This window comes from Nonomuraea thailandensis, assembly GCF_024172165.1.
GTDB lineage: Bacteria > Actinomycetota > Actinomycetes > Streptosporangiales > Streptosporangiaceae > Nonomuraea > Nonomuraea thailandensis.
In genome coordinates, this window is the sequence record NZ_JAMZEB010000002.1 from 4147574 (window position 1) to 4168287 (window position 20714).

The 20714-nt window shown below is 72.8% G+C and carries 22 protein-coding genes; 9 read left to right on the forward strand and 13 right to left on the reverse strand.

The annotated features are described in order from the left end of the window. Nucleotides 1–45 precede the first annotated feature (45 nt). Nucleotides 46–1386 carry a hypothetical protein gene (locus tag HD597_RS22580; RefSeq protein ID WP_253744671.1) on the reverse strand — a complete coding sequence of 447 codons (1341 nt, stop codon included), beginning with the start codon at nucleotides 1384–1386 and terminating at the stop codon, nucleotides 46–48. Between the two features lie 319 nt (nucleotides 1387–1705). On the opposite strand from HD597_RS22580, the gene HD597_RS22585 reads away from it, so the two are divergent. Beyond that, nucleotides 1706–2785, forward strand: a complete 1080-nt coding sequence (locus HD597_RS22585) for a hypothetical protein (protein WP_253744672.1) — start codon at nucleotides 1706–1708, stop codon at nucleotides 2783–2785. Nucleotides 2786–2791: 6 nt separating this feature from the next. Here HD597_RS22585 and HD597_RS22590 read toward each other — a convergent pair whose 3' ends face one another. The 6 genes from HD597_RS22590 to HD597_RS22615 form a co-directional block, all read right to left on the reverse strand. Continuing rightward, nucleotides 2792–3334 carry a hypothetical protein gene (locus HD597_RS22590; RefSeq protein ID WP_253744673.1) on the reverse strand — a complete coding sequence of 181 codons (543 nt, stop codon included), beginning with the start codon at nucleotides 3332–3334 and terminating at the stop codon, nucleotides 2792–2794. 84 nt (nucleotides 3335–3418) lie between these two features. After that, complete coding sequence (locus HD597_RS22595) at nucleotides 3419–5560, reverse strand: beta-galactosidase (RefSeq protein ID WP_253744674.1); 2142 nt, start codon at nucleotides 5558–5560, stop codon at nucleotides 3419–3421. 11 nt (nucleotides 5561–5571) lie between these two features. Next, a complete protein-coding gene (locus HD597_RS22600) occupies nucleotides 5572–6465 on the reverse strand; it encodes a carbohydrate ABC transporter permease (RefSeq protein WP_253744675.1) in 894 nt (297 codons plus the stop codon). After that, nucleotides 6462–7346 carry a carbohydrate ABC transporter permease gene (locus HD597_RS22605; protein WP_253744676.1) on the reverse strand — a complete coding sequence of 295 codons (885 nt, stop codon included), beginning with the start codon at nucleotides 7344–7346 and terminating at the stop codon, nucleotides 6462–6464. The genes HD597_RS22600 and HD597_RS22605 overlap by 4 nt, the downstream gene beginning before the upstream one ends. Further along, nucleotides 7343–8704, reverse strand: coding sequence for an extracellular solute-binding protein (locus tag HD597_RS22610; RefSeq protein ID WP_253744677.1), 1362 nt, complete (start codon nucleotides 8702–8704; stop codon nucleotides 7343–7345). The genes HD597_RS22605 and HD597_RS22610 overlap by 4 nt, the downstream gene beginning before the upstream one ends. Beyond that, nucleotides 8701–9726, reverse strand: a complete 1026-nt coding sequence (locus tag HD597_RS22615; protein WP_253744678.1) for a LacI family DNA-binding transcriptional regulator — start codon at nucleotides 9724–9726, stop codon at nucleotides 8701–8703. Before HD597_RS22615 ends, HD597_RS22610 begins: the two co-directional genes overlap by 4 nt. 276 nt (nucleotides 9727–10002) lie before the next feature. Here HD597_RS22615 and HD597_RS22620 point away from each other — a divergent pair, with 276 nt between their 5' ends. Further along, the gene (locus HD597_RS22620) at nucleotides 10003–10953 is read left to right on the forward strand and encodes an AraC family transcriptional regulator (RefSeq protein ID WP_253744679.1); all 951 of its coding nucleotides are present in this window, start codon (nucleotides 10003–10005) and stop codon (nucleotides 10951–10953) included. A 60-nt stretch (nucleotides 10954–11013) separates the two neighbouring features. Here the strand turns inward: HD597_RS22620 and HD597_RS22625 are convergent, their stop codons facing one another. Beyond that, the gene (locus tag HD597_RS22625) at nucleotides 11014–11220 is read right to left on the reverse strand and encodes a hypothetical protein (RefSeq protein ID WP_253744680.1); all 207 of its coding nucleotides are present in this window, start codon (nucleotides 11218–11220) and stop codon (nucleotides 11014–11016) included. A 206-nt stretch (nucleotides 11221–11426) separates the two neighbouring features. After that, on the reverse strand, nucleotides 11427–11921 hold the full coding sequence (locus HD597_RS22630; protein ID WP_253744681.1) for a MarR family transcriptional regulator: 495 nt from the start codon (nucleotides 11919–11921) through the stop codon (nucleotides 11427–11429). Nucleotides 11922–11990: 69 nt separating this feature from the next. Between HD597_RS22630 and HD597_RS22635 the strand changes: the two genes are divergently transcribed. The 3 genes from HD597_RS22635 (at nucleotide 11991) to HD597_RS22640 (ending at nucleotide 15227) form a co-directional block, all read left to right on the forward strand. Further along, the gene (locus HD597_RS22635; protein ID WP_253744682.1) at nucleotides 11991–13325 is read left to right on the forward strand and encodes an FAD-dependent oxidoreductase; all 1335 of its coding nucleotides are present in this window, start codon (nucleotides 11991–11993) and stop codon (nucleotides 13323–13325) included. A 109-nt stretch (nucleotides 13326–13434) separates the two neighbouring features. Beyond that, the gene (locus HD597_RS64695; RefSeq protein WP_276082993.1) at nucleotides 13435–13566 is read left to right on the forward strand and encodes a hypothetical protein; all 132 of its coding nucleotides are present in this window, start codon (nucleotides 13435–13437) and stop codon (nucleotides 13564–13566) included. A gap of 95 nt (nucleotides 13567–13661) precedes the next feature. Then, nucleotides 13662–15227 carry a DHA2 family efflux MFS transporter permease subunit gene (locus HD597_RS22640; protein ID WP_253744683.1) on the forward strand — a complete coding sequence of 522 codons (1566 nt, stop codon included), beginning with the start codon at nucleotides 13662–13664 and terminating at the stop codon, nucleotides 15225–15227. A 169-nt stretch (nucleotides 15228–15396) separates the two neighbouring features. Here HD597_RS22640 and HD597_RS22645 read toward each other — a convergent pair whose 3' ends face one another. Continuing rightward, complete coding sequence (locus tag HD597_RS22645) at nucleotides 15397–15618, reverse strand: Ldh family oxidoreductase (RefSeq protein WP_253744684.1); 222 nt, start codon at nucleotides 15616–15618, stop codon at nucleotides 15397–15399. Between the two features lie 246 nt (nucleotides 15619–15864). Between HD597_RS22645 and HD597_RS22650 the strand changes: the two genes are divergently transcribed. The 4 genes from HD597_RS22650 (at nucleotide 15865) to HD597_RS22665 (ending at nucleotide 18639) form a co-directional block, all read left to right on the forward strand. Then, entirely contained in the window at nucleotides 15865–16011 is a 147-nt protein-coding gene (locus HD597_RS22650) for a hypothetical protein (RefSeq protein ID WP_253744685.1), read from the forward strand. Between the two features lie 45 nt (nucleotides 16012–16056). Beyond that, nucleotides 16057–16911 carry an aldo/keto reductase gene (locus HD597_RS22655; protein WP_253744686.1) on the forward strand — a complete coding sequence of 285 codons (855 nt, stop codon included), beginning with the start codon at nucleotides 16057–16059 and terminating at the stop codon, nucleotides 16909–16911. 106 nt (nucleotides 16912–17017) lie between these two features. Next, a complete protein-coding gene (locus tag HD597_RS22660; RefSeq protein ID WP_253744687.1) occupies nucleotides 17018–17536 on the forward strand; it encodes a SigE family RNA polymerase sigma factor in 519 nt (172 codons plus the stop codon). Next, nucleotides 17533–18639 (forward strand): hypothetical protein, encoded by a 1107-nt coding sequence (locus HD597_RS22665; RefSeq protein WP_253744688.1) that lies wholly within the window; start codon nucleotides 17533–17535, stop codon nucleotides 18637–18639. The genes HD597_RS22660 and HD597_RS22665 overlap by 4 nt, the downstream gene beginning before the upstream one ends. A gap of 66 nt (nucleotides 18640–18705) precedes the next feature. On the opposite strand, the gene HD597_RS22670 is transcribed toward HD597_RS22665, so the two are convergent. The 3 genes from HD597_RS22670 to HD597_RS22680 form a co-directional block, all read right to left on the reverse strand. After that, nucleotides 18706–19806: a tyrosine-type recombinase/integrase gene (locus HD597_RS22670; RefSeq protein ID WP_253744689.1), complete on the reverse strand. Its 1101-nt coding sequence runs from the start codon at nucleotides 19804–19806 to the stop codon at nucleotides 18706–18708. A gap of 2 nt (nucleotides 19807–19808) precedes the next feature. Beyond that, complete coding sequence (locus HD597_RS22675) at nucleotides 19809–19949, reverse strand: hypothetical protein (RefSeq protein WP_253744690.1); 141 nt, start codon at nucleotides 19947–19949, stop codon at nucleotides 19809–19811. Nucleotides 19950–20064: 115 nt separating this feature from the next. Next, nucleotides 20065–20661: a DUF1707 SHOCT-like domain-containing protein gene (locus tag HD597_RS22680; protein WP_253744691.1), complete on the reverse strand. Its 597-nt coding sequence runs from the start codon at nucleotides 20659–20661 to the stop codon at nucleotides 20065–20067. Between the last annotated feature and the right edge of the window lie 53 nt (nucleotides 20662–20714).

Consider the following 20714-nt stretch of genomic DNA (forward strand, 5'->3'; position numbering starts at 1 on the left):
CGGCGCGTGCTCGCTCCACGGGCGATCACGCGCCAGGTGCGCCGGCTACTTCCTCTTCGTCTCGCTCAGCGCCACGTGGAGGTGGTCGTTGTGATCGGTGCGGAAGTCCTTCTCCCGGATGATCGGGTTGTCGATCCTGCTCCAGGCGCCGATCCCGAGGTCGAGCTCCATCCGCTCCTTCTTGGCGTTCGTGAAGGTGTACGCACCCTCCCTGAGCAGGGCGGCCGCCCAGCCCACCGCGAACCGGGAGTCTCCCTTGACCCGGCTTCCGGCCGCGTAGTAGATCCGCACGACGTTCTTGTCGTCGATCAGCCTGCCCAGCCGCGTCCTGGTCGTCTGCGCCCAGTCCCTGACCTGGCGCAGCCCCTCCTCGCCGCCGTTCATCGCGGCCTTCGTCGCGGCCACCAGCTTGTCGTAGTTGAGGCCGCCGGAGCCGGCCGCGCCGGCCCTCACGCCCGCGAACCGGTAGAGGTGGAACGTGTCGAGGTCGTTGCCGGTCAGGTGCGTCTGGTGACCGAGGTTGCGCGCGTGCTCGCCGGAGACGTCGTTGATCTCCGGCAGCAGCGCCCGGTCGGCCGCGACCGACAGCCAGCCGTGGGTGAAGGACGAGCACCAGTCGTCGCCGTCCTCGGAACGCGTCCCGAACCTGCCGATCCCGGCGGGCAGCCGCCACAGCGGGAACAGGCTCGCGGAGTCCTTGCTGGTGGTCACCACGGCGCCGTCCTGGCCCCTGCCGTACAGGCTGACCCGGTAGCCGATCCTGGTCACCTGCGACGGCTTGCTGCTCACCTTGGAGGGGTGCTGCTCGTCGAAGGTCACCCGCACCTTGAGCCTGCCCCGGCCGACGCTCTTGACCCCTTCGCCGCCGTCGGCGGTCGGCGCCGCCTGGGTGACGGTCTGCAGCACCGCGCCGCGGGCCTTCGGGCTGGTGTCGAGCAGGTCCACCCGTACGCAGGTGAGCTCGACGCCGGCCGGCAGCGTGTAGTCGACGCCGAAGTAGCGCTGCTGGGCGTTGGCCTCGTCCGGGGGCGGGATGCTGACCCTGTCGTCCCTGGCGGACCTCGCCAGCGCGGGCCTGGCATGGCGCGGCACCCGGTCCCGGTCGATGGCGGTGACCTCGAAGGCCGACTCGTCGGGCGCGGCATCCGTGACCTCGCAATCCTCGCCGGAGCCGGGATCCAGGGCCTCCTCGTCGCCGTCAGGGTCCCTGATCTGCTCCGAGCCCTCCTCCACCTGGGGAACCAGGAGCTCGCCGGGCGACTCGGGGCTCGTCGGCGCGGCGGCCCAGGCGGCCGTCCCGCCGAGCTGGAGCGTGCCCGCGGAGATCACCGCGACGGCGGTCACGGCTGCGGCCAGGAGCCGGCGCGAGCCTGAGCGCCGGGTCATGGCGCGCTCCGCTCGGCGGAGCCGTACAAGCTGGTCATGATTGCCTCCTCAATGGGCTGTCTGCCGTCGTTTGTACGGCGCGCCGCGTTGACCAGCCAGGACGGCACATTGACCAGCGTTGTCCATGGTGATCGAGGAGGGTCCGGATAGCATGGGAAGTGGCGGCCGTCACCCGCCCAACCTCCGGCGACCCGCCCCGGCCGGGTCACCTCCAGGAGGCAAAGGGAGGCTCACCTCTCGGGCGGAGGAGCCGTTCGCCGATCGTGCGCCCGCCGCACCGGTCGCCGGGGGACGCGCGGAGGGTGCGCGGGAGACGTTCATGACCAAGCAAGCGGACTTCAAGCGGCGCGTACGCGCCCGCATGGCCAGGACCGGCGAGTCCTACACGATCGCCCGCCGCAGGCTGCTGGACGAGAGCGCCGAGGCGCGGATGGCGGCGGCGCTGCACGTCAGCAACGGCGACTGCACCGACCTGGCCGGGACGGGGCTGGCCCGGCACATCGTGTACTGGCGCGACACGCTGCACGAGGGGCCGGTGCCCGCGCTGGGGCACGAGGAGCTGCGGCGGGTCAGGGCCGCGTTCCTCATGGGGGCGGGCGCCGACGACCACGCCGAGGGCCTGCGCATGTTCGAGCGCCGGGACGCCGCTCTGGAGGCGCACCGCGACGGCGAGTACGTGCTGTGGTTCGAGGCGGACCTGTACGACCAGCTCCAGATCGCGCAGATCCTGTCCCGCCTGGCCGAGCTGCAGGTGCCGGCCGGGCGCATCACGCTGATCTGCATCGGCGAGCATCCCGGCATCGCCCGCTTCGGCGGGCTCGGCCAGCTGCGCCCCGACCAGCTCGCCGAGCTGCCCGCGACCCGGGCCTGCGCCACCCTCACCCCTGCCGCCCTCGACCTGGCCACCCGCGCGTGGGCCGCCTTCCGCGCGCCCGCGCCGGACGGGCTGCCCGCCGTCGCCGCCGCCCGCTCCACCGAGCTGCGCTTCCTCGGCGAGGCCTTCGAACGCCTCTGCCGCGAATACCCCTCCACCCGTGACGGGCTCTCCCTCACCGAACGCCGCATTCTCGCCGCCGCCGGGCAGGGGTCCACGGCGGCGGACGTCTTCGCCCGCGCCTCGGCCCGCGAGGCCCGCATCTACCTCGGGGACACCTGGTGCTTCGCGGCGATCGACCGCCTCGCCGCCGCCCCGCACCCGCTGCTGCGCATCCGGCCCGCCGGCACGCCCGCCGGGCCCGCCACCGAGGTCGCCCTGACCGGCGACGGCGAACGCGTGCTGGCGGGCGAGGCCGACCACGTGAGGCTCAACGGCGTCGACCGGTGGATCGGCGGCGTCCACCTGACCGGCCGGGACGTGCGGTGGAGATGGGACGAGGGCAGGGAGTGCCTGACCGGGTAGTCCCGGTCACCGGAGCCGGCTCGCCACCGGCCGCGCGGGCGGCGCGGACGCCGGCTCCCCGGCCGCACGGGCCGAGGGGCGGTCTGCGGACGGCGGGACCCCGGTGGAGAAGACGATCCACGCGGTCGTCAGGTGCAGGGGGACGGCCAGCAGAGCGAGCAGTCCCAGCGGGTAGATCGAGTCGCCGGTGCGCACGGCGGCGTCCTGGATCGTCCCCGACACCTCGAACGTGCCGAACACCGGAGCCTCCAGCGGCACCTCCACGCGGAAGGTGCGCTGCTCGCCGGGCTGGATCGTGCCGAGCTCCGGCGGGGTGACCGTCGCGCCGGGAACGCCCTCGGGCCCCGCCGACAGGCTGACCGGCGGGTCCACGGCCGGGGCGGCGCCGTCGTTCCTGACCGTGATCTCCAGCGGGGTGGTGCCGGACAGGCCGAGCAGCCACCACCACGACGGCCCCTCGGGCAGGCTGGTGCCGACGATCGTCAGCTCGGGCCGCTGGGGTGCCGACAGCAGCAGGGACGCGCCGGCCGTGCCGCCGTCGAGCACCACCGTGGTGACGCCGCCGGAGACGGCGCAGTCGGCCGAGCCCGCGCGCGACCGGCGCGGCGGCGCGGGCGCACGCGCCGGTGGTGCCTACACCTCCACCAGCACGCGCACGTCCCAGGGGCCGAGCCGCAGCTCCGTCCCGGGGGCGTGCTCGCCGCCGTCCAGGACGTCGCGGACGGCGACCGGGACGGGCACGGCGGTCTCCTCCCAGCTCCAGTTGTGCAGGAACCGCACCCGCCGCCCGTCCCGGGCCGTCGCGCCGGTGGAGGTGACGCTGGACGGGGCGGGGTGCCACGGGCCGGGGTCCGGGGCCAGCCAGCGGAACAGGGCCTGGCCGAGCGACGGGTTCGGGAGGGTGCCGACGCAGGTCACGCGGCCCGCCCCGTGCGCGCGGGTGGTGACGGCGGCGAAGCGGCCGAAGTGCGGGTGCCGGTAGGAGGCCAGCACGTCCGCACCGTCGGCCTGCAGCCCGTCGGCCCACCGGGTGCCGGCCCAGCCACCTGCCGCGTCCTCAGGCGCCGCCCGCAGCGCCTCACCACCCGGCGCCTCCCGCACCGCCTCGCCGCCCGGCACCGCGAGCGGCGAGCCTTCCACCGCCCGCACCGGCAGGTCGGCGTCGAGGTTGCTGAACTCGTCGTACCAGGCCCCCGCCGCCTCCGCGAGCCGCGCCGGCTGCACGTCGCGCCGGGCGCGGGCCTCGTGGTCGGCGTACGCGGTGCGCGGCCCGAGCACGAGGTGACCGCCCGCCGCCGCGTACGCCCGCAGCCAGTCGAGGGTGGCGTCGTCGGCCACGTAGAGCCCGGCGGCCACCAGCACCGGGTGCCGGCGCGCCACCGCCGAGGGCTCCTCGGCGACGGCCTGCCCGGCGTGCACCACGCGCGCCTGCAGGCCGGCGTCGAACGCGCCGCGGTAGAAGGCGTCGAAGACGGCCTCGTACGAGCGCCGGTCGGGCCCGCCGTCCGGCGCCTGGAGCGGCGGCTGCGCGGCCAGCGCCCACTTGCTCGGGTGGGAGTACAGCAGGGCGACGTCCCCGTCCGGGGTCAGGCCCTCCACCAGGTCGCCGGCCTGCTCCAGCTCGGCGCCGATCCGGGCGATCTCCCGGTACGTGCGCCCGGGCCGGCCGCTGTGCGGCAGCACGCCGCCCCAGTACGTCTCGGCGCCGAACACGAGAGTCCGCCACTGCCAGTATTCGATCATGGAGGCGCCGCGGGAGACGAGCGCCCAGGCGGCCTGCCGCCACTGCCCGTCGTAGGCGGGCTGGTTGACCCACGGCGCGCCGATGGCCTGGGCGTTGGTCTCGGTGACGAGGAACGGCTCCTGCCGGGAGGAGTACATCCGGTCGGCCACCCGGTAGAACGCCCACGTGTCGCGGGTGCGCCAGTCCTGTGCGGCGTGCGGCCTGGCGGGCAGGGCGAGCCCGTCCTGCATCGCGTAGTACGGGTTCCCGGCGGCCACGTCGAGGCCGGCGGTCAGCTCGTCGTCGGCGACGGCGGGCCGGTCGTAGGCGATGCAGGTGGTGACGAACTGCTCGGGGCGGGCGTACTCGCGCACGATGCCGGCCTGCCAGCCGATGAACTCGCTCACCTGGTCGGCCTGGAAGCGCCGCCACGCCTGCTCGTACTGGGGCTGGGCGTTGCCGTCGGGCGTCCACAGGTCGGCCCAGGTGGACAGCCGGTGCGACCAGTAGACCAGGCCCCACTCCTCGTTCAGCCTCCGCACGTCGCCGTACTGCTGCCGCAGCCAGTCGGTGAAGCGCTGGAAGATGCCGTGGTTGTGCAGCAGGTGCAGGCCCGGCTCGTTGTCCACCTGGTAGCCGATGACCGACGGGTGGCCGGCGTACCGCTCGACGACCTTGCGGATGACGCGCTCGGCGTGGAACAGGAACGCCGGGTGGGTGAAGTCCATCTCCTGGCGGGCGCCCCAGCCGATGCGCCGCCCGGTCTCGCGCTCGCCCGCGATCTCCGGGTAGAGGCGGGTCAGCCACGGCGGCGCCGCGTACGTGGGCGTGCCCAGGATGACGCCGATGCCGCGCTCGTACGCGCCGTCGAGCGCGGGCTGCAGCCAGTCGAGGTCGAACCGGCCGTTCTCGGGCTCCCAGGTGGACCAGACCGACTCTCCGACCCGGATCACGGAGAAGCGGGCCTCGGCCATCAGGTCCAGGTCGGTCTTCAGCAGCTCGCTGGGATGGTACTCGGGGTAGTAGGCGGCGCCGAAGAGCACTCGCGACACGGATGATCCTTTCATTGTTTGACCCCGCCGGCGGCCAGGCCGCTCTGCCAGTACCGCTGGAGCAGCAGGAACGCCACGACCAGCGGAATGATCGACAGCAGCGAGCCGGTGACGACGAGGGGGATGACGTCGCCGCTGCCGCCGGCGACCGTGGCCTGCCCGGCCCAGTTGGCCAGGCCCACGGTGACCGGGTAGAGCGACGGGTTGCTGAGCATGATCAGCGGCAGGAAGTAGTTGTTCCAGGTGGCCACGAGCGTGAACAGCAGCACGGTGACGAACCCGGGCGCCAGCAGCCGCATGACCACCTGCCAGAAGATCCGCAGCTCGCCCGCGCCGTCGATGCGGGCGGCCTCCAGAAGGCTGTCGGGCACGGCGTCCTCGGCGTAGACGCGCATGAGGTACAGGCCGAAGGGGTTCACCAGCGACGGCAGGATGATCGCCCAGGGCGTGTTGACCAGCCCGATCTGCGCGAAGATCAGGTACGTGGGGATGGCCAGCGCCGTGCTCGGCACCATGATCGCGCCGAGCACGAGGCCGAACAGCGCCTTGTTGCCGCGGAAGCCGAACTTGGCGAACCCGTAGCCGCCGAGCGCGCACAGCAGCGCCGCGCCGCCGGCGCTGACGATCGCGTAGAGGGCGGTGTTGAGCAGCCAGCGGCCGAAGACGCCGTCCTCGGCGGCGAACACGTTGCCGATGTTGCCGGCGAGGGCGAAGTCGTCGGCGGACCAGAGCCCGAAACTGGAGAACAGGTCCCCGGTGGTCTTCGTGGCCGCCACCAGCAGCCAGAACAGCGGCAGCAGGAAGTAGACGAGGAACGCCAGCATGCCGAGGGTAAGCAGCGGGCTGCGCCGCCTGCCGGGCGCGGCGGCCTGCGCGCTCGCCGTCCGCGCGGCGGTCGTGGTCATGTCCGCCTCCGGGTGAGGGCCAGCTGGACGGTGTAGGAGACGGCGACGATGACCAGGCCGAGCAGGAACGACACCGCCGCCGCGTAGTTGAGGTCCTGGCTGGTGAAGGCCAGGGAGTAGGCGTACAGGTTGGGGGTGTAGGCGCTGTCGATGACGCTCGGGGCCAGGCGCTGCATGAGCTGCGGCTCGTTGAAGAGCTGGAAGCTGCCGATGACCGAGAAGATCAGCGCCATCATCAGGGCGGGCCGCAGCGCCGGGATCTTCACGCTCCACGCGGTGCGCCAGGCGCCGGCGCCGTCCACGGCCGCGGCCTCGTACAGCTCCGAGGGGACGGCGCGCAGCGCCGCGTACAGAATGATCATGTTGTAGCCGGCGAACTCCCACGTCACGATGTTGGCCAGGGAGCCGAGCATGAGGTCGCCGCCGAGCAGGTTGGGCGCGGGCAGGCCGAGCGTGCCGGCGAGCTGGGCGATCGGGCCGAACTCGGGGCCGTACAGGTAGCCCCACATGAGTGCGGCGACCACGCTGGGCACCGCGTACGGCACGAAGATGCCCAGCCGGATGAAGCGCGACAACCACAGCACGCCGCTGTCGAGCGCGAGCGCGAACAGCAGCCCGAGCAGCAGCATGAGCGGCACCTGGAGGAGGAAGAATTCGGCCACCCGCAGCACGCCGCCGAGCAGCCGCTCGTCTGTCAGCGCGCGCACGTAGTTGTCGAGGCCGACGAACGTGGTGCCGCCGATGAGCTGCTCCCTGAACAGGCTCAGGTATCCGGCGTAGGCCAGCGGCACCACCAGCATGGCCACGAACACGATCATGAAGGGCGCGATGAACAGGTATCCCGCGGCCGGCCTCCGCGGGGCGGTCCGGGTGCTCGTCACTGGGCGACCTTGAAGCCCTGGCTCTCGGCGTACGTGGTGATCCGCTGCTGCCACTGGTCGAGCGCGGCCGGGGTGTCGCTCTTGTCGGCCAGCGACTTGCCGACGGTCTCGTCCCAGTCGTTGACCGTCTGGTCCAGGAAGGGCGGCCAGCCGAAGCCCTTGTCCACGGTGTCGCTGATCCCGGCGAAGATCTGGTTGACGGCCTGCCCGCCGTAGAACTCGGGCTTCTGCTCGGCGAACGACGCGTCGCTCAGCAGCGCCTTCGTCGGCGGGAACAGGAACTGCTCGGTCGCCATCATCTTGGTCGACTCGGGGTCGGTGTTGAGGAACTCGGCGAACTTGGCCGCGGCGATCGGGTTCTTCGTGCTCTTGATGACGGCGCTGGTGGAGCCGCCCCAGTTGCCGGACTTGTTCTCACCCGCCGCCCACTGCGGCAGGGGCGCGGCCCGCCACTTGCCGCTGGTGTCCTTGGCGTTGCCGGCCAGGAAGACGGGGCCCCAGGCGGCGGTCAGCCAGGTGGCGTACTTGCCCTTGTTGAGCGCCTGGTACCACTGGTCGGTGAAGTCGGGGTCGGTGGAGACGACACCCTCCTTGACGAGCCCGCCCCAGTAGGTGCCGAGCTTCTTGGAGACCTCGTCGTTAACGCTAACATCGATGTCCTGCGCGCTCGCCATCTGGAACGGTTTGCCGCCCGCCTGCCACAGCAGGCCCATCCAGGCGCCGTTCTGGTTGGAAGCCAGGTTGGTCAGGTAGACGCCGGGGTCGGCGGCGTGCAGCTTGCGGGCCGCGGCGGCGAACTCGTCCCACGTCTCGGGCGGCTGGATGCCGTGCTTGTCGAAGATGTCCTTGCGGTACAGCATGCCCATCGGGCCGGTGTCCTGCGGGATCGCCCACACCTCGCCGTTCTTGCCCGTGACCTGGCCCCACGTCCAGTCCACGAACTTGTCCTTCAGCGCCTCGGCCCCGTAGGGGCGCAGGTCGAGCAGGCTGTCGATGATGGTGAAGGTCGGGATGTACTGGAACTCGATCTGCACGACGTCGGGAGCGCCGCTGCCGGCCTTCAGCGCGGTGCGCAGCTTGGTGTACTGGGGCTCGCCCTGCCCGGCGTTGACGACGTTGACCTTGATCGCCGGGTACTTCTTCTCGAACAGCGCCACCTCCTTGCCGATGTCCGGCACCCAGGTCCAGAACGTCAGCTCCGTGGGCGTCTGCATGGCCTTGTCGATGTCGGCCTGGCCGACCGCGGCGGCGGGCGGCCGGTCGGCGGCCTGCTGGGCGCCGCCGCCACCGCCGCAGCCGGCGAGGAACAGGGTGGCCGCGGCCGCCATGGCGAGCCACCGGGTGCGTGTCATGGTCATGTCTTCTCCTTGGGGGGTCGGGTGGACTGACGCTTGACCAGGTGCGTGGTCGGGAGGCCGGGTGCGGACGCGCCGGGACGGCCCTCGATGCGCTCGACGAGCAGCGCGAGGCCCTGGGCGACGGAGGCCGCGAAGTCCTGCCGGATGGTGGTCAGGGGCGGCGACAGGTACGCGGCGGCCGGGATGTCGTCCATCCCGATGACGCTCACCTGCCCGGGCACCGCGCGGCCGGCCTCGGCCAGGGCGCGCAGCACGCCGATCGCCATGTCGTCGTTGGCCACGAACACCGCCGTGACCTCGGGATCCGCCGCGAGGACGCGGCCCGCCGCGTAGCCGGAGGCGGGCGTCCAGTCGCCTTCGAGCATCGGCGGCTCGGGGGCGCCGGCCGCGGCCAGCGCCGCGCGCCAGCCGCGCACGCGGTCCCGCGAGGCCCACCACCGCCCGGGGCCGGCGACGTGCCACACGGTGGCGTGGCCGAGGCCGAGCAGGTGAAGGGTGGCCTCGCGGCCCGCGTCCACGTTGGACGGGCTGTTGATGATCACGTCGGGACCCGCGAGCCCGGGCAGCGGCCCCAGGCTGAGCACCGGCACGCCGGGCTCGATGCGCAACTCCTGGCCGACGTCGATCGGCTCGGACAGCACGATACCGTCCACGCCCTGCTCCAGCAGCGACTCCACGGCCCTGACCACGCCGCCGTCGTCGCCCTCGAGGGTGTTGACCACGCTGAAGGCGTAACCGATCGCCCTGGTCCGCCGCTCCAGCTCGATGAGCTGCGAGGCGGGGCCGTACAGGGCGCTGCCGAGGGAGACCACGCCGATGCGGTGGAAGCGGCCCAGGTTCAGCGCGCGGGCCGCCGTGTTGCGGCGGTAGCCGAGCTCGCGCGCCGCCGCGAGGACCCGCTCGCGGATCTCGTCGCTCACGTACGGCTCGGCGTTCATCACGCGTGACACCGTCTTCTGCGACACCCCGGCCAGTCTGGCGACGTCCGTGCTGCCGGGAGGCCTGCGTCTGGTCCCGGACATGCGCAGCTCCTCGCGTCTGACTACGTAGTCAGCGATGGCTAGTACTGTGCGTGCCGGATGACACGATTGTCAAGGGCGCGTTTCCGGCCCGTTTCCCTCACCTGCGCGCCAACATGACAGCCGAGGGGCTTCGTTCAGCGAACGATTGGCAGTAGTCTCTCGGGCACGAAGGGTGTTCGAGCGGGTACGCGCGGCTCGTCTGCTCCGTGGCCGGGCGCCGTCCTGCGGAGGGGGATGGTGCCCGTGAGCGCTCACCAAGGGTTCACCGTGCCGGCCATGACCCGGTATGTCACCGATGATGTGCAGGAGGTCCGCGAGTGGCTGGACCGGATCTACGGCAGCCGCCTGCTGATGGGCTCGATCAGCGACGGCGCGGCCCGGCTGGCGGTGTCGGTCGCGGACGCCGGCTCCTTCCGCACCACCGACCTGGCCATCCCGGGCGTCTTCACCTGCCGTAACCAGAACATCGACACCGTCCGGGTCGGCGTCGTCGTCAGCGGCACGGCCACGATCGACGACGGGGACGCCGTCAACCGCTACGGCCCGGGCGACGCGCTGATGGCCACCTTCCCCCGGGACGACCTCCTCTCGCGCGCCGAGAACCTGCGCATCCGGACCGTGGCCCTGCCGCTCGACCTGCTGGCCGACGTCGCCGGCGCCGCTACGAACGGCCCCGCCGTGCCGCCGCGGCTGCTGTCGCGCTCGGCCCTCGGCCCCGCCGCCTCCCGGGTGGTCGCCGACACCATCACCCTCACCGACGAGCTGCTGACCGGCCCCGCGGCCGCGCATCCCCTCGTCGTCGGCAACGCGGCACGGCTGCTGGCGGCCGGGGTCCTGGCCGCGTTCCCCACCACCCTGACGCTCCGGGACGAGATCCCCGCCGATCGCGCCGACGCCACCCCGGCCGTGCTGCGCCGGGCCGTCGACCACATCGAGGCGCACTACGCGGAGCCCGGCCTGTCGCTGGCCGACATCGCGGCGGCCGCCTGCGCCACCCCCCAGGCCGTGCAGTACGCCTTCCGCCGCCACCACGGCACGACGCCGATGGGGTACGTGCGGCAGGTGCGGCTGGCCGCCGCCCACGCCGACCTGCTGGCCGCCGATCCCACCGGCGGCGCCACGGTCAGCGCCATCGCCGCCCGGTGGGGCTTCTACCATCTGGGCCGGTTCTCCGCCTACTACCGCAGCGTCTACGGCAGGCCGCCCCGCGCCACCCTGGCCATCTGAGCCCAACCGCAACCACAGAAGCCATCCGCAACCGCCCGGCGCCGCAGGCCGGGGATGCCCTCATGGCCACCCGGCCTCGCCCCACCCCCGCTCGGCACGCCGCAGCCGGATCACGAGGTAACCGGCGCTGAGGCGTTCGCGCTGCGCGGCGAGCTCTCGCTGGATCCTCCGCCCGGCGGTCGCGATGCGCCTGGAGTCGGCGCGGATGCCGCGTGCCTGGAGCACGAGCCTCTCCGCGGCGGCGCACACCTCCGCCACCCGCTCCACGAGGCTGGAGCCTTCTTCAACGTCCCGAGCAGTCGGATCACGGCCCACGGCCTGCATCGCATCTCGCCCTTCCCTCGCCAGGGACTCGCTGGAGCCATCTCCACGATCACCCCGTCCCACCGCGCCGGTCAGGTCGGGCGACGAACCGTTCGGCCGCCTTTCATCCGGAAAACGAAAGGCCCGGCCGATCGCGCGGCCACGCGCCGTCAGCCGCGTGCCCGCCGCCCCCGTCTCGCCGGCTCGGCGCGGACGCGTTCGAGGTGCCGCTCGTACAGCTCCCGCGAACGGCTCAGGAAGAGCCGCACGCGCTCCAGCTCGGCGGCGCCGAACTCCGCCATCACCGCCTCGCCCTCGGTGGCGATGGGCCCGTACAGCTCCCAGCTCTTCGCGGCGGCCTCCTCGGTGATCCGTATGACGACCTTGCGCCGGTCGGACGGGTCCGGCGAGCGGGTGAGGTAGCCCAGCTTCTCCAGCCGGTCGAGCATCGCGGTGACGCTGCCCGTGGTCAGGCCGAGCGCGGGGCCGAGCACGCTGGGCGTGACCGGGCCCTGGGTGCCGAGGATCTCCAGGCAGCGCAGGTCGGTGCGGTTCACCCCGAGGAAGATCGCGGCGGCCTCGTCGTAGGCGTCCACCGCCGCCTGCATGTGCTGCATCTCCTGGGCGACGGCGGCTCTCAGCTCGTCCAGCTTTTCACTTGACATTCAAGCTTCTCGCCTTTCAAGATAAATATGTCTCGAACATCAAGATACATGACCTCCAAGGAGACTTCCATGCACATCATCGTGATCGGCGCGGGCACCGGCGGCATGTGCCTGGCGCACGGCCTGCGGCGGGCCGGGGTGTCGGTGGCCGTCTACGAGCGCGACCACACCCGGACCGACAACCTGTACGGCTACCGCGTCGGCATCGACTCCGCCGGCAACCGGGCCCTGCGCGCGTGCCTGCCGCCCGAGCTGTTCGACACCTTCGTCGCCACCTGCGCCCGCGCTCCCCGCTTCTTCAACGTCCTGACCGAGAAGCGCGGGGTCACCGCCTCGTTCCCGCTGCGGCCCGACGACGACCCGATCGACAGCGAGCGCTCGGTCTCCCGGATGACGCTGCGCCAGATCCTGCTGACGGGGATGGAGGACGTGGTCCACTTCGGCAAGGAGTTCACCCGCTACGAGCAACACGGCGACGGCACCGTCACCGCCCACTTCGCCGACGGCACCAGCGCGACGGGCGACCTGCTCGTGGCCGCCGACGGCACCGGCTCCCGCGTACGCCGCCAGTACCTGCCGCACGCCAGGATCGAGGAGTCCGGCATCGTGGCCGTCTCCGCCAAGGTGCCGGTCACCGAGGAGACCAGGGCCCTGCTCACGCCCGAGATGTTCCACGGGATCTCCACGCTGTTCGCCCCTGGCGGCCTGTTCTGCATCTGGCACGTCATGGAGTTCAAGTGGGACCGCGACGGCGGGCTCAAGCACGGCGTGGGCGGCAACGAGCGGGAGCTGATCGAACGCTGGCCCGGCCTGCTCTACGACAACACCCGCGACTACATCAACTGGGGCCTGTCGGCCGCGGCGCGCAGGCTCCCCGCCGGCGTCATGCGGATGGGCGGCAAGGAGCTGGTGGAGGTGGCCCTCGGCATGACCAGGACCTGGCACCCCGACCTGCGCCGGCTGTTCGCGCTGGCGGAGCCGGAGACCTGCTTCCCCGTCAACATCCGCACCTCCGTGCCCGTCGAGCCGTGGCCCAGCACGAACGTCACCCTGCTCGGCGACGCCGTCCACACCATGACGCCGGGCCAGGGAGTCGGCGCCAACACCGCGCTGCGCGACGCCATGCTGCTGTGCCGGGAGCTCGGCAGCGGCAAGGGGGTCGTGGACGCCGTGGCCGCGTACGAGCGGGAGATGATCCCGTACGGCTTCGCCCGCGTGCGCGACTCGCTGGCCCGCATGGACGGCGACGCCGCCATCCACAAGCCGGTCATCGGCCGCGCGGTGCTGGCGATGACGCGCGCCTACTTCGGGGTGACCGGCCGGGTCCCGGCACTCAGACGCAAGTTCGTCGACGACCTGTACACCTACCGCGGCGCCGGCGAGCACACCTCGGACGGCTCCTGACGGATCCCGGACCGGTTTCGGGTTGCCCGTGCCCGGCGTCCCCCGCTGGATGACTCCTGACATGTCAGTGTTTTGACATAGGGGCGGAAATTTTTCTATCCTGCACGGCATGCCCGTTTCCAGCGTGTCCGTTCCGGACCACGACCGCGCCGTCCGCGCGCTCGTGCCCGCGCTGCATGCCCTCACCGACGGGCAGCGGGACGCCCTGGGCTCCGTGCTCGGCGCGCTGACGTCTCTCTGACGCCGCACCACCTTCCCGGCCGGCCGCTCCCTCTCGCGAGCCCGGCCCGTTCGCGCGCGCCTCCCGCGTCCCTCACTCACAGACAAGGCACCTTCATGTCCTCCACCACCGTGGACGCCTCCACCCTGCCCGCGCACGCCCCGCCGAGCAGGCGGGCCAACCCCTGGCTGACGCTGATCGCCGTCGCCATCGGCCTGTTCATGGTCAACCTCGACGGCTCCGTGGTCGCCATCGCCAACCCCGAGATCGGCCGCGACCTCAACGCCACCACCGCCGACCTGCAGTGGGTCACCAACTCCTACCTCATCGCGATGGCCGCCCTGCTCATCCTCGGCGGCAAGCTCGGCGACCGGTTCGGGCGGCGCACTTACTACATGATCGGCACGCTGGGCTTCACCGCCGCGTCGGTCGCGATCGGCGTCGCCGGCTCGATCGGGGGCGTCATCGCCTTCCGCGCCGCCCAGGGCGTCTTCGCCGCGCTGCTCATCCCGAACACGCTCGGCCTGCTGCGCGCGGTCTTCCCGCCCAGGAAGTTCGGCATGGCGGTGGGCCTGTGGGCCATGGTGGCCTCGTGCTCCACCGCGCTCGGGCCGATCGTCGGCGGCCTGCTCGTCGAGCACGTCACCTGGGAGTCGGTCTTCCTCATCAACCTGCCCATCGGCGTGATCGCCCTCGTCTTCAGCGCGCTCGTGCTGCCGCAGAGCAGGAACTCCACCGGCCACCACCGCTTCGACCTGCCCGGCGTGGTCCTGCTCGCGATCGGCCTGATCTCGCTGGTCTTCGGCGTGATCAAGGGCGAGACGTGGGGCTGGACGTCCGGCGGCACGCTCGGCGCGCTGGCGGCGGGCGTGGTCGTCCTGGTGGTCTTCGGCTGGTACGAGACGCGCCTGGCGCACCCCCTGCTGCCGATGCGGCTGTTCCGCAGCCCCGCGCTGACCGTCGGCGCGATCGTCACCGCGGTCAACTTCTTCGTGCTGCTCGGCGTGGTCTTCTTCCTGATGTTGTACCTGCAGAACGTGCGCGGCTTCACGCCCGTGGAGTCGGGCGTGCGGACGCTGCCGCTGAGCCTGGCCACCGTGGTCGCCTCGCCGCTGGGGGCCGCGGTGACCGGGCGGTTCGGGGCCCGGGTGGCCATGCCCATCGGCATGGCGCTGCAGGCCGCCGCCTCCTTCTGGATGCTGACCTGGGACGCCCACTCCTCCTACGCCGCCATGTGGCCGCCGTTCCTCGCGCTCGGCCTGGGCGTCGGCATGGTGATGTCCGCCTCCTCCGACGCGATCGTGGGCAACGCCCCGGCCAGGGACGCCGGCGTGGCCGGCGGGCTGCAGGCCACGGCGTTGCAGGTCGGCGGGGCGCTCGGCACGTCCGTGCTGGTCTCCCTGATCGGCGCCCGGGTGGGGGCGACGCTCACGGGCGAGCTGACCGCCGCGGGTGTCCCGGCCGGCACGGCGGCCGGGCTCGCGCACGCCCGGGACGCGGTGGCCATGGGCGTCTCCCCCGTGCCCGGCGGGGTGCCCGCCCGGGTGGCGGCGGCCGTGGCCGAGGGGAGCGGGAACGCGTTCATGAACGGCGTGCACACGGCGGTGCTGCTCACGGGCGTGCTCTGCCTCGCCGGCGGGGTCCTGGCCGCCGCCGGCCTCCGCCGTGGCGCCACCACCTGACGCCACGCCCCGGTCCGGCGGCCACGCCGGACCGCGATCACACGGCCCGGCGCGTGACGTGGCCTGACGGGTGAACCGGCCTGGCGCTCAGGCCGGGCCGCGCGTCAGGTCAGCAGGTCTCCCCCGCCGTGGCGGGCGGCCAGGATGGGCGCCTGCACCAGCGCGCCGGTCAGCAGCTCGAACAGCAGCGACCTCCCGCCCCCTTGGCCCCGCCGAGCGGCAGCGGCATCCTGGCCAGCTCCGGGTCCGTGGTGGGCACGCCGTCCGCGGTGGCCGCGGCGCCTTCGGGCAGCGGCTGCCCGCTGTTGCGGTACTGCGCGATCCTGCCCAGCGCCTCGACCCGCTCGCACAGCCCGGGGCTGTGCAGCCGCACCAGGAAGGGCCCGCGCACCGCGCCCCTGCGCCCGGCGATGCGCGCGGGCGATCTCCGCCTGGCGCTCGTTCATCTCGTCCGGGCCGACGATGGGAAGTCTCATGAGCAAGCACTGCCTTCGCCTGGAGTCGGTTTCGGCCGACGCCACAGCGGCCGGTCAGGGGCTCACAGGCCGGCGGATGCAAGGTGAAGCTGCACGCCCCGTGACTCACGCGGCAGGGGCGGCGGTTCCAGCCTCGGACCACCGACCGAAGGGAGGCCACCTTGACCGTGATCATCAAGGCCCGGGTGTCGCTGCTCGGCCTGTGGGTGTACTCCTCCGGCTACGTGACCCGTACGTTCACCGAGACCGGCGTCACCGTGGAGCACCTCTCCCCCGGCGACCGGATGGGCCGCGGCCGAGCCGGTTGACCTGGAGTGCGCTCCAGGGGCCAGGCTGGTCCCATGCACAACACCATGACAACGCGCACCATCGGCGACCGGCGGGTCGGGGCCATCGGGCTGGGGGCCATGCCCATGTCGGTGGCCGGTCACATGCCGGACGAGGAGCAGTCCATCAGGACGATCCACGCCGCCCTCGACGCCGGCATCACCTTGATCGACACGGCCGACGCCTACACCCCGTCCCACGAGGACGTCGGCCACAACGAGCGGCTGGTGGCCCGGGCCCTGTCCCTGTGGGGCGGCAACACCGCCGCGGTGCTGGTCGCGACCAAGGGCGGGCACACCCGCACGCCCGGCGGCTGGGACGTGGACGGCAGCCCGGCCTACCTGCGGGCGGCCTGCGACCGCTCGCTGAAGGCGCTCGGGGTGGACAGCATCGGCCTCTACCAGCACCACCGGCCCGACCCGAAGGTGCCCTACGAGGAGACGATCGGGGCGCTGAAGGAGCTGCACGACGCGGGCAAGATCCAGTTCGCGGGCATCTCGAACGCCGACCCCGGGCAGATCAGGCTCGCCCACGACATCCTGGGCGAGCGCCTGGTGAGCGTGCAGAACGAGTACTCGCCGCGGTTCCGCTCCAGCGAGCCGGAGATCGACGTGTGCGCCGAGCTCGGCCTGGCCTTCCTGCCGTGGTCGCCGCTCGGCGGCATCGGCCGCACCGGTGAGCTGCGCGAGCGCAACTCCGCCTTCATCGAGATCGCCGACGCCCACGGCGTCACGCCGCAGCAGGTCTGCCTGGCCTGGGAGCTGGCCCGCAGCCCGGTCGTCATCCCGATCCCCGGCGCCAGCCGCCCGGAGACCATCGTCGACTCGGCCGCCGCCGCCTCCCTGGAGCTGAGCGCGGAGGAGCTCGCCCGCCTGGGATGACGGCACGCGGAAAGGCATGGCCGGCCGCCCGGTCGTGCCTTTCCCGCTGCCGCGTGCAACCTTTCGTCCGGCGGTTGGCGTTGGGAACGGGCGAGAGGAGATCACATTGGACCGTCATGACGGCTTCCGCGAGTTCGTGCTCGCCCGCCAGCAAGCGCTGATGCGGACGGCCTACCTGCTCACGGGAGACGCCCATCTCGCCGAGGACCTGCTGCAGAGCGTCCTGGTCAAGGTCGTGGGACAGTGGGCCAAGCTGTCCAGGGACGGCAGCCCCGAGGCGTACACCCGCAAGGCCCTGGTCAACCAGTACATCTCCTGGCGGCGCCGGTCGCGCCCCGAGCTGCCGAGCGCCGAGGTGCCCGAGCGGGGCGCCTCCTGCGACGAGGCCGCGCTCGACCGCATCGTGCTGCGCCAGGCGCTGGCCAAGCTGGGCCCCAGGCAGCGGGCTGTGATCGTGCTGCGCTTCTGGGAGGACCTGACCGAGGCGCAGACGGCGGAGGTGCTGGGCTGCTCCCTCGGCAACGTCAAGAGCCAGACGCATCACGCCCTGGCCCGGCTGCGGACGATCGCCCCCGAGCTGGCGCACCTGCTGAACGACCCCGAGCTCGCGGAGGTGACCCGATGACGCGGCTGCGCGAGACCCTCGACGGCATCGCCGCCGAAGCACCCCAGGTGGACCTGCTGAACGCGGCCATCGCCGGTCACCGGCGCCGGCGGCGGACCGCCACCATGCTGGCCGCCGCCGCGACGGCGGCCGTGGTGGGGGTGACCGGCGCCGCCGTGGCGTTGCCATGGCAGCGCGGCGCCGCCCCTGCCGGGCCGTTGCGGTCCGCCGTGGTGCCCGACCTGCCCGAGGGCGGCGGCGTGGGGGTGCTGAGCCACGCGTACCACACGCCGTGCCGGCGGGTCTCCGAGCCGCGCGGGATCGACTGCGACGACGTGGAGTGGCGGGTGGTCACGGGCGCGGGGAAGACGTACCGGGTGCCGCAGGCGCTCGTCCGCACCGCCGGGGACCGCAACGCTCTCGTCGCGCTCAGCCGGGACGGGCGCACGTTCGCCTACTACAGCAGGCAGGCCCAGGGGTACATGGTGCGCGACATGGTGACGGGTGCGGAGGTGACCGTGCCGCTGCCGGAGGAGGAGATCGAGATCGGCCCCATGCTGGCGGTGTCCGACGGTGGCCGTTATCTGGTCTTCGACCCGAGGGAGGGCACCAGGTACCCGGGGCGGCTCATCGACACGCGGACCGGGAAGCGGACGACGATCAACGGCAAGTACGAGCCGGTCACCATCAAGGACGGCGTCGTCCAGTGGATCCGCTACGTGAAGACGGACCTGTGGTTCATGCCGGTCACCGGCGGCGGCAAGCCGGTGCGGTTCGACGGGAAGTTCATCGCGCCCAGCGAGCTCTCGCCGGACGGCCGCACGGTGGTCGCGTACACCGCCAAGGGCAGCAAGCGCACGAGGCAGGTGCTCACCGTGCTCGATGTCGGGACCGGACGGATCGTGCGGGAGTTCCCGGTCAGCGGGCTGCCGTCGGACCGCGGCATGGTCCACCCCACCATCTGGCGCAACGCTTCGGAGCTCGTGGTCAGGTTCGACAGCAGTAAGGCCGGCTGGGAGACCTACACGGTCGACATCCGGACCGGCCAGGCCCGGCTGCTGAAGAGGTACGGCAAGGTCCTGGGCCTGACCCTGCCCGGTGAGGCGGCAGGCGTCCTGCCCTGACCCCGCCCGGTGAGGCGGCAGGCGTCCTGCCCTGGCCGTCCCGGGTGGGTGTGGAGGGGCGGCGGGTCAGCCCGCCTGGTCGCGCATCAGCTCCGTCACGGTGGTGGCGCGCATCAGCTGCGGGTCCAGCAGCTCGGCCCGCTCGCGGGGGACGCCGCCCGCCACGGCGGCGTCGGTGAGCGCGGTGCTGAGCCACCGCGCGTCCACCGGATGGCCGTCGGCCCGCATGAGCAGCGGCTCCCCTGCCGTACGGGCGGAGGCCAGGGCACGCAGCAGTGACCGGGCCAGCGGCGGGATCGGGAAGGCCACCAGGTCGCCCCGCCCGTCGTGCACGGTCACGACGGCGGGCTCGCCGGCCGTCACCACCCGCAGGTCCTGCACGGTCAGCCCGGCCAGGGCGGACACGGGCGCGCCCGTCGCGTCCAGCAGCGCGACGGCCGCGGCCTCGGCGTCCCTGCCCTCGGCGGCCAGCCGGGCGGCGCCCTCGCGCAGCAGCCGCCGCTCCTCGCGGCTCGGCACGTCGCGGTCGCGGGCCGGCGCCGGGCGCGGCACGGCGGCGGTGCGGTCGTGCCGCACGACGCCGCTGCGCCAGGCGAAGGTGTAGAACGACGACAGCACGGCCCGCTTCCTGGACACGGTCGCGTTCGACAGCGGCCTGCCCGGGTTGCGCACGCCGATGGTCAGCTTCCCGGCGCGCGCGGCGTCGCAGTAGGCGTCGAGGTGGGCGCCGGTGACCGCGAGCAGCTCGATCGCCGGGTCCACGCTGCGCAGCCAGCGCACGAACGCGGCCAGCACCTGCAGCCGGGTCTGCCGGGTGGCCGCGGACTGCTTGTCCAGCAGCCAGGCGGCCACCGTGCGCCGGGTGGCCGGCGCCAGGGAGTCGACCAGATCGACGTCGGCGCCGGACGCCTCGCCTCCGTCGCCGGGGCGGCGGCGCGGCGACAACCCGCCGATGCGCCCCACGCTGAGCGCCGCCGGATCCGTCACGGCCTCTTCCGGAACGGCCTGCGCCACCCCGGTCTCACCTCGCTCCTCCGCCATCGCCGCCAGGCGCCACTCGTCCGCGACCGGTGTCGTGCGCTGCCCTTCGGGCGCCGTGCCCTCGTGAAGCCCCGTGCCCTGCTCCTCGCCGGTCGCCGGAAGGGCGGAGGCGTCCGTTCTCGACATGCTCAGCACCCGCCCGCACCCGCCCACACGGCCACGCCCGCGAGGCCGAGCAGCTCCGGCCGCGCCTTGGACGTCACGGACGGGTCGGCGGCCGGCGAGCAGGCGGGGACGCCGCTGCGGCCTGAGCCAGGCAGTGCAATCATGATCTCGATCTTCTCACGGCGCGGCCCTCCGCCGCCTCCAATGTCGGGTTGTGACCGCCGATGTCATGATCTGCGAATTTCGCTGGTCAGCGGGCTCGGGCCGCGAGCCCCGCCCTCACTGCCCCTGCAGGCGCCGCTGCTTGCGGCGTTCCCAGCTGTTCGGGTGCCGGATGACCACCCCTCCCGCGCCACCGCTGCCGGTGAGGCGGATCAGCGGTGTCCTGGGGAGCCGCTGCGGCGTGGTCTTGTCCGTGAACCCCCCGATGCCCCCGTCCATCCGGGAGGTCTCCGCGGCCCACCCGTCGGGGATGATGATCGTGATGCCGCCCATCTGGCCCTGCGCCTCGATCTGGATCTCGGGCAGCCGGCACTCGGTCTGGGTGAAGTCGAGCTTGACGGCGCCCATGCCGCCGTACGCGCTGATGCGCCCGGGCACGTCCCAGCGCCCGGAGCGCGTCGCGCCGTTCATGCCGCCCTTGATGATCAGCGGCTCCTGGTTCACCGGGACGTCCGGCGGCAGATCGGCGGTGAGCGGCGCCAGGTCGGCGTACGTCTTGGCGTTCAACGCCAGGTCGAGCCGCGCGTCCAGCTCGCCGAGGTCGATGCGCCCCTCGGCCGCCGCCGTGTTCAGTCGTTCTACCACCGCTTCGCGCTCGTCGTGCGAGACGCGCCACTCATCACGGCGGACGGGTTCCGGAAGCCCAGCGTTCATGCCCCAATAATACGGAAATACGGGGGAACGAGCGGTCAGCTCGCCTGAGCACG